The sequence below is a fragment of the Streptomyces sp. MB09-01 genome (assembly GCF_033794505.1).
Taxonomy (GTDB): domain Bacteria; phylum Actinomycetota; class Actinomycetes; order Streptomycetales; family Streptomycetaceae; genus Streptomyces.
Genome location: NZ_JARAYQ010000157.1, coordinates 13,781 through 20,290, shown reverse-complemented (window position 1 = coordinate 20,290; position 6,510 = coordinate 13,781). Strand labels below are relative to the sequence as shown.

The window sequence follows — 6,510 nt, the reverse complement described above, 5'->3', positions numbered from 1 at the left end:
CCCCCTCCACCAGCACGCAACCCCCACCCTCCAGCGGAACTCGGGTCTGCGGTGTCACGATGCCTCCTCTGTTGCTCGCGCGCGCTCACCAGGGATCACGGCCAGCATCCGGCACTCCCGCCCATGCCGCGCCACGGACGGGGCCGTACGAAGGAGGCGTCGCGGCCCACCCGAGCCCGCGGCCCGGGCCGCGCGGGGGCCATCGTGGAGGCCCCTCCCAGGTCTACCTGCGCGGCGGCCACCGCTTCGGTGGACATGCCGTCGTCGCACAGCGCGCCGGCGGCCTCCCGGCCGACCCGGGCTGCGATCCGCTCCAGCACACCTGCGGCGCGCAGCGCGGCCAACGGCGCGTCCGCGGCCGTGGCGGTCAGCTGCTCGGCCATCTCGACGAGGAGCGCGGCCAGCTGTTCGGGCAGCGGCACGGCCGTATCGCGGACGACGGACAGGTGCGCGGTCCAGTCCGCGAGCGGTCCCGCGAGGTCGACGTCCGCTTCGTAGAGGGGTCGGTCACCGATCGCGGCCCAGTCCAGGGGGTACTGAGCCGCGCTGCGCCATCCGCACGCGCACACCGCCCGCAACGCCTCCGCGCGCGGAGCCGGACGCCGTGCGGGCGGGTGTAGGTGGCCCGACGACGTGGCCGTGGCTCCCGCTCAGGGTCCTTGCCCTTACCGCCACGCTCGGCCCACTGGCACCCGGGGTGGGGCTGGAGGTTGAGCGGGCCGAACTCATCCATACAGAAGATGATCTCGGGCTCACACTGCTCGGGGACGACCTCGCCGTCGGCGATCGCGTAGAGGTGCTCGACCCGGGCCTTCTTCGCCTCGTAGTCGGGGTCGTTCGATGTCTTCCAGGTCTTCACGCGTTGAAAGGAGACGCCCTCCTCGCGGAGCAGGACCCGAAGGCCCTCGTGGCTGATGTCGTCGACCACCCCCTCGGCGACCAGGAAGTCCGCCAGCTTGGCCAGGCTCCAGGTCGAGAACGGCAGGCCATGCTCGGCCGGCTTCGGCTTCGCGATCTTCTTGAAGCTGGCGGGGGGTGGCCAGACGCAGCTGGGCGAGGGTCAGCAGGACCTCGCCGCGGATGTCCGCGCCGGCCTTCGCAGCCGCCTTCCGGGCCCGGGACGCTCCTCCAGGTACATCAGTACTGGGAGAAGAGGAGTTGCAACCGGCCGGGGCAGGCGGATTGGGGGTCTGATCAGCGACAACGCTCAGGCGGCGGCCGACGGCTGCGGGGCTGGGCGCGGGGCTCGCCGCAGGGCTCACAGCGGGGCCCGCCGTCGCGGCTGTGCCAGCCGGGGCGGGCGGAGTGTGCGGGGTGGGGGCAGTGGTCATCGGATCCTCGCGGTTCTCCGGCCATCGCGGCCGGATCGGTGACAGGTCCGGCCCACACGCTGAAGTGCGCGCGGGACGGGGCCACCGTGAAAAAGGACCCCTTGACCGCGGTCTGACGATCACCCACGACAGGTGTCCGATTTCTCCTTGACTACCCCTGGACCGGGCCGATTTGTCCGTGGCCGACACCACACCGCCCAGCCGACCGCTCAGCCGTGCCTGCCCTCACCCTTCCGTCACGCCGCCCCGTCGGCGCCGCGCTCCTGGAGCCGGTCCGGGGCGGAGACTTCTCCCCCTCCGGCACCGGACTCTGTCCACAGGGCCCGAACCGATGCTCGGTTTCGAGGCCGCCTCGAACAGCGAGGTGGCCCGTACACAAGGAGCCGACATGCCCGACACCACCGCGCCGCTGGCCCCGATGACCCCGCACGCGGCGATCAGCGCGTTCAGCTACCTCCGGGCCGTCCAGGCCGGTGACGTCGAAGCCGCCCGCGAGTTCGCCGGCACCGAGCCGCGGATGGCCGAGCTGCTCGTCGGCGTCGTCGAGCAGCTCGTCGACGTCGTCACCGCCCTGCCCGACCCGGAGGCGGGCGAGCCGTCCACGGAGACCTTCGCCCTGGAGGCCCTTGGGCGGGTCCTGGTGGCCTCCTCGCGGAGGTGGGCGCAGGCCGGGCCGGACGCGGCGGACGGCATCGCCCGTTCCGTTGTCGACTTCGTCGTGCAGTTCCTCACCGACGACCACGAGGACGTGGCCGAGGTCCTGCGCCAGCTGGAGGCGGTCGGAGTGGGCCAGGCCATCGCCGCCCACCCCGCACCGGCCGGATCCCACCCGGTGCGCCGCTCCATCGTCTAGTCCGCACCAGGCGCACCGCACCGCACCGCACCGCACCGCACCGCACCGCACCGCACCGGGGCCATGATGCGCACCACCGTGCACCGCGCCAAAGTGCGCACCGCGGTGGCGGGCCCTATCACACAGCCCCTTGACCAGGCCCTGATCGGCGGCCGGACCCGGCTGTGTCAAGGAGAAACGTGCCGGTCTCGAACCTGGTCAAGGGGTGGAGCCGAACCTGGTCAAGGGGGTGGGCCCGTGCTGCGCGGGAGTGCACATCGGGTGCGGCGCACCCGGTGCCGGCGAGAGTGCCGCACATCGTCGGATGGTGCACACCCCGTGCGGTGCGGAACCTCATCGTGCTCCGAGAGTGGAGCCCACCCTCAATCGGTGCGCACCGCAGTGAACTCCATCCGGTGGAGTCCACTGAGTGGAGTGGCACCCACTCGGTGGAGTCCACCGGGTGGAGCCCACTCGATGGGCTCCACCCGGTTCGGCGTCGGGCGGTCCACTCGGTGGACGATGCCCGGCATCGTCACCACAGCCGCGCTGCCGATGCGGTTCTGCCGGGGCCGGGGCCGGCGCGCTTGGGCGCCGTAGAACCGTCGAACACCGGCCGCCTTGAGCCGCTTGCACTGCTTGGCCAGCTCCGCCTTCTTCACCTTGATGGACTTCGGCTTCCGGGGCCGCTTCCAGATCGGCTGCCAGTCTGCGGGCGGTGCGTACGCCTCGGCGCGTTCCTGGACGGCGACATTGAGCCGGGCGGCGACGGCTTCGATGCTCGGGTCCGCGGGCGGCGTGGTGGTCATGCGATTCCTCCGGTGGGTGTGGTCCGGCCCGGCGCGGGCTGGGCAGGCTGCTGGGCGTGCGGCGGCGGGGCCGTCGCCGGGGCGTGCTGATGTAAGGGGCGGCGGGCGGCGGCTCGTTCCCGGATGCCGACCTGGAGCCGGGCGGCCATCTCGGCGGCCTCGGCCTCCAGCGTCCGGCTGGTCTGCTCCACCGCGGCAACGTCCGTCGTCGGCTCACGGTCCCAGCCAGCCCTCCGTCCCGGGCGCGGGCTCGGGGTGGCCGGCACGGCGACGGTGCGCGAACGGGGCCGGGAGTTCAGGCGGTCCGCGCGGCGTACGGCGTGGACCCGGGCGGTCAGGGCACCGGCGGCGAGGCGGGCCCGCTGGTACGGGGTGGCGGATCGGTTGCGGGTCAGGGGGCGCAGCACGGCCTGGTCCTCGGTGTCGTGCGGGTACAGGGCGCGGAGGTCGGCGGTCATCATCCGCCGGCTGGCCGGGCGGGTGTAGCCGTCGATGGCCGCCTGGACCATCTCCTCGTCCAGGCCGGGCTGGTGGGGTCGCCCGCGCAGGACGTAGGAGAGGTGGCGGCGGGCTTCAGCGAGGAGGTGGTGGTGCTTGAACCTGCCGCGCATCACGGACACCACGGCGGCGACGTTGACGGCCGCCACGGCGACGTCGACGACCGGGCGCACCCGCGCCCATATCGACGCGGCCGCTGCTCGGGCACGCGCCGCCAGCCCGGCGACGACGTCGGCTCCGTACGCCCGGGTCGCCGAATCCCGCCAGACGGCACGCAGCTCGGCCAGCGAGCGCAGCTCCTTGCGCTTGGGCGAGCGGGTCCGGTCGGCGGCCTGGCAGGCCAACGCGTAGGCGGCCCGCTCCCCCGGCGTATGCCCCTGCCGCTCCTCGTACTTGGCCACCAGGACGGGGAGGGCGTCCTCGATCTGCTGGCGGCGGGTGGACTGCCAGCCGATGAGCCGCTGGTCGATCCCGGCGATCTACATGACCGGGCGGCGGCCGGGCGTCACCTCGCGCGGCTCCCACGCCCACCCGAGCCGGGCCGAGACCTCCTCCATGAAGCTCAGGATGTAGAGGGTGTCGGCCGCGACGATGTTGGCCAGCATCGAGTCGGCCGACAGATTGCCCCACGTACCTGCTGCGTCCGGCCGCCGGGCGCGGATCGACACGACCGCGTGGTCGTGCAGGAGCGGTCCTCCATCAACGTCGCCGCGGCCCGCGGGCGGGGCATGACGGTCTGCGGCACCGCGAGCAGCCCCGAGCCGCCCACCGAGCTGACCTGGGCCCTCCTCCTGGGCCTCGCCCGTCACATACCGGCGGAGGCGCGGGCCGTACGGGAGGGCGGGCCGTGGCAGTCGACGGTCGGCGCCGACCTGGCCGGCCGGACGCTCGGTCTCGTCGGCCTCGGCAAGATCGGCGGCCGGGTGGCCCGGATCGGGCACGCCTTCGGCATGGACGCGGCCGCGTGGAACCCGAACCTGACGTTGAAGCGGGCCGCCGAGCACGGCGTGCGGCTCGCGAAGGACAAGCCGGACCTGCTCGCGGGCAGCGACTTCGTCTCGCTGCACCTGGTGCTCTCCGACCGCACCCGGCGCCTGATCAGGGAGCCGGAGCTGCGGGCGATGCACCCGTCTTGCTTACCTCGTAAACGCCTCCCGGACGGGACTCGTCGACGGCGGGGCGCTGCTGCGGGCGCTGCGGGAGGGGTGGATCGCGGGGGCGGCCTCGATGTGTAAGAGACGGAGCCGCTGCCGGTCGACGACCCCTTGAGGACGCTGCCGAACGTCCTCGCCCTCCCCCATCTGGGCTATGCGACGAAGCGGAACCACGGGCGGTACTTCGGCGAGGTGGTCGAGGACATCGAGGCCTTCCTGGCGGGGGGCACCGGTGCGGGAACTGGGCTGAGCCGGGCCTCTCCCACGCGGCAGGACGAGCGCGCGCATCCGGGCGGGACTAAACTGGCCATGAGCTCCGACCAGTGAACGTTCCTTCCGGAGCCCGCAGTTCTCTTCCGGCCCCCGCCAGGGCCAGTACGGCTCCGATCGCTCTGCTCCTCCGTTTCGCGCAGCAGACCGTCCGAAGAGGCCTCCCCATGATCGATGCGCAGCAGACGCCTCCCGCCCCCGCCGTGCGGCTCATCTTCGAGTACGAGGGCGACGCGGTGCGCCTCGTCTCCCAGCAACCGGTCGACACGGTCGTCACTGACTTCGCCCCCGGCGGGGAGGCGGGTTCCGTCAGGTACGTCGTGGAAACACGGGACGACCACGGGCAGCGCCTCGGCCGTGTCCCCGCACGGGGAGCCTTCCTGGAGAGCGTCGAGGTGTTCCCGGAGGACCACACGGAGCCGATCGTCCGGGTGGACGTGCATCCGCGCGGCGCGTTCACCGTGGTCGTTCCCGCGCCGGCCGAGGCCGCCGAGGTCGCCGTGGTCCGTGTCGCGCCTTCGGGACGCGAGGCGCTGCAGGACGTCGACCTCGGCACCTTTCCGCTCGAGCGATAGCAGGCCGTGATGACCACGTCCGACGGCACCGTCCAGGGCCACACCCAGATCCACGGAACAGCGCCCCGCAACAGGGCGTTCACCATCGTGCTCCTCGGCGACGGCTTCACCGCCGCTCAGCAGACCGCGTTCAACACCGCCTGCACCCAATTCGTCACCGCGCTGACCCTCACCCCGCCGTTCAACCGGATCGGGCGGATGATCAACATCTGGCGGGTCAACGTCACGTCCACCGACTCGGGTGCCGACGATCCGGTCAGCGTCGGCGGCACCGGCGCGACAGCCCGCACGTACTTCGACTCCAGGTTCGGCGAGAACGGCATCAGACGGCTACTGGTCTGCAACAACTCGACGGTGCTCCAGACGGCGGCCGCCCAGGTCCCGGAGTTCACCGTCGCGCTGGTCGTGGTCAACTCCACGATCTTTGGCGGGTCCGGCGGCTCCGTCGGTACGTACTCCCTCGCGGACGGAGCGACAGAGATCGCCCTTCACGAGATCGGCCACACGGCGTACGGACTGGCCGACGAGTACGCCTACTACGCCGACGAGAACGAGACCGGGCACGACTACCACCCGTTCGGTGAACCGGCCGAGCCGAACGTCACGACGAGAACCGAACGCACCTCGCTGAAATGGGGTTGGACGGTCGCCGGGACCACAGCCCTGCCCACGATGTCCAACCCCAATTGCGCGAAGGTGGACACTCGGCCGAGCACGGTTCCCGCCGGAAGGGTCGGCTGCTTCGAAGGCGCGCACTACTACCACTGCCGGGCCTTCCGCCCCGAACACAACTGCAAGATGAGGGAGTTGGGCAACCCGTTCTGCCAGGTGTGCCTTCAGGTGATAAGAGCCCGGACGAAGAGGGCCAAGAACATCTGCGCACTGACTCCGATGAAGGATGCCGTGTACCGGTACGACGGCTCGGGAACCTCCTGGACCAGGATCGGCGACGCCGCAGGTCAGATCTACGCCGGCGGCTGGGGACTCGTCGCCACCAACCCCAGCTCCGGAGACCTGTACCGCTACCTCGGCACCCCCAAC

At 71.9% G+C, this 6,510-nt stretch carries 5 protein-coding genes and 3 pseudogenes; 4 read left to right on the top strand and 4 right to left on the bottom strand.

Going from position 1 to position 6,510, the window contains the following annotated elements; genetic code table 11:
* Positions 1 to 95 precede the first annotated feature (95 nt).
* Together PV721_RS28095 and PV721_RS28090 are read right to left on the bottom strand one after the other, a co-directional pair.
* The gene (locus PV721_RS28095) at positions 96 to 569 is read right to left on the bottom strand and encodes a hypothetical protein (RefSeq protein ID WP_319728839.1); all 474 of its coding nucleotides are present in this window, start codon (positions 567 to 569) and stop codon (positions 96 to 98) included.
* A gap of 26 nt (positions 570 to 595) precedes the next feature.
* Positions 596 to 1,015: pseudogene (locus PV721_RS28090) on the bottom strand (IS630 family transposase); the annotation flags it as partial.
* 704 nt (positions 1,016 to 1,719) lie between these two features.
* On the opposite strand from PV721_RS28090, the gene PV721_RS28085 reads away from it, so the two are divergent.
* Complete coding sequence (locus tag PV721_RS28085; protein ID WP_319728837.1) at positions 1,720 to 2,184, top strand: hypothetical protein; 465 nt, start codon at positions 1,720 to 1,722, stop codon at positions 2,182 to 2,184.
* A gap of 362 nt (positions 2,185 to 2,546) precedes the next feature.
* On the opposite strand, the gene PV721_RS28080 is transcribed toward PV721_RS28085, so the two are convergent.
* Together PV721_RS28080 and PV721_RS28075 are read right to left on the bottom strand one after the other, a co-directional pair.
* Positions 2,547 to 2,972 (bottom strand): hypothetical protein, encoded by a 426-nt coding sequence (locus tag PV721_RS28080; RefSeq protein WP_319728835.1) that lies wholly within the window; start codon positions 2,970 to 2,972, stop codon positions 2,547 to 2,549.
* A pseudogene (locus PV721_RS28075) lies at positions 2,969 to 4,162 on the bottom strand (relaxase domain-containing protein); the annotation flags it as partial. The pseudogene PV721_RS28075 and the gene PV721_RS28080, both read right to left, overlap by 4 nt.
* On the opposite strand from PV721_RS28075, the pseudogene PV721_RS28070 reads away from it, so the two are divergent.
* The 3 genes and pseudogenes from PV721_RS28070 to PV721_RS28055 all read left to right on the top strand — a co-directional run.
* Positions 4,163 to 4,874, top strand: a pseudogene (locus tag PV721_RS28070) (D-2-hydroxyacid dehydrogenase family protein); the annotation flags it as partial.
* Between the two features lie 187 nt (positions 4,875 to 5,061).
* Positions 5,062 to 5,469, top strand: coding sequence for a hypothetical protein (locus tag PV721_RS28060; RefSeq protein ID WP_319728827.1), 408 nt, complete (start codon positions 5,062 to 5,064; stop codon positions 5,467 to 5,469).
* 9 nt (positions 5,470 to 5,478) lie between these two features.
* Positions 5,479 to 6,510 (top strand): M64 family metallopeptidase (locus PV721_RS28055; protein ID WP_319728826.1); only part of this gene is annotated, 1,032 nt, incomplete at its 3' end.

What these genes read in the sequence shown, in the direction of transcription:
- PV721_RS28085 (WP_319728837.1), top strand. Translation starts at nt 1,720, where the DNA reads ATGCCCGACACCACCGCGCCGCTGGCCCCGATGACCCCGCACGCGGCG.
- PV721_RS28080 (WP_319728835.1), bottom strand. Translation starts at nt 2,972, where the DNA reads ATGACCACCACGCCGCCCGCGGACCCGAGCATCGAAGCCGTCGCCGCC.
- PV721_RS28060 (WP_319728827.1), top strand. Translation starts at nt 5,062, where the DNA reads ATGATCGATGCGCAGCAGACGCCTCCCGCCCCCGCCGTGCGGCTCATC.